General features: G+C 51.5%; 1 protein-coding gene. It reads right to left on the bottom strand.

Annotation, left to right across the window (positions count from 1 at the left end):
• Positions 1-579 (bottom strand): aldehyde dehydrogenase family protein (locus ACTHUE_RS19915; protein WP_440424270.1); only part of this gene is annotated, 579 nt, incomplete at both ends.

The following is a 579-nucleotide window of genomic DNA, read 5'->3' as shown; positions in this document are numbered from 1 at the left end:
ATTTCAAAATGGTCTCGAGTTGACCGGCATTGACTTGCGAACCCATTTGGGTGTCGTCTTCCCAAGGCAGGCCGACTTTGATTTTTTTGAACTCTTCCGCCAAGGCATTGACGAATTTATCGTAAATACCTTCCTGAACGAAGATACGAGAACCGGCGCAGCAAACTTGGCCTTGGTTGAACAAAATACCTTTTTGCGCGCCTTCGAGGGCTTTGTCGAAAGGCATATCGTCGAAGAAGATGTTGGCGGATTTGCCGCCCAACTCCAAAGTGGACGGAATCAGTAATTCGGCAGCGGCGATGCCGACGCGACGGCCGACTTCGGTTGAGCCGGTAAAGGCCAGTTTGTTGAAGCCTTTGTGGTGCAGCATGTATTCGCCGGATTTGGAACCGCGGCCGGTAATCACGTTCAACACGCCTTTAGGCAGCAGGTGGTTGATTTTTTGAGCGAGGGACAACAGGCTCAATGAAGTGCTGGAAGAAGGGTGGATGACGATGGTACAACCTGCGGCCAATGCCGGAGCGATTTTCCATGCGGCCATCAAGAATGGAAAGTTCCAAGGAATGATTTGGCCGCCAA

The organism is Neisseria sp. P0021.S005, from assembly GCF_051956955.1.
The sequence above is the reverse complement of the archived record's forward strand: the minus strand, read 5'-3'. Positions and strand labels throughout refer to the sequence as shown.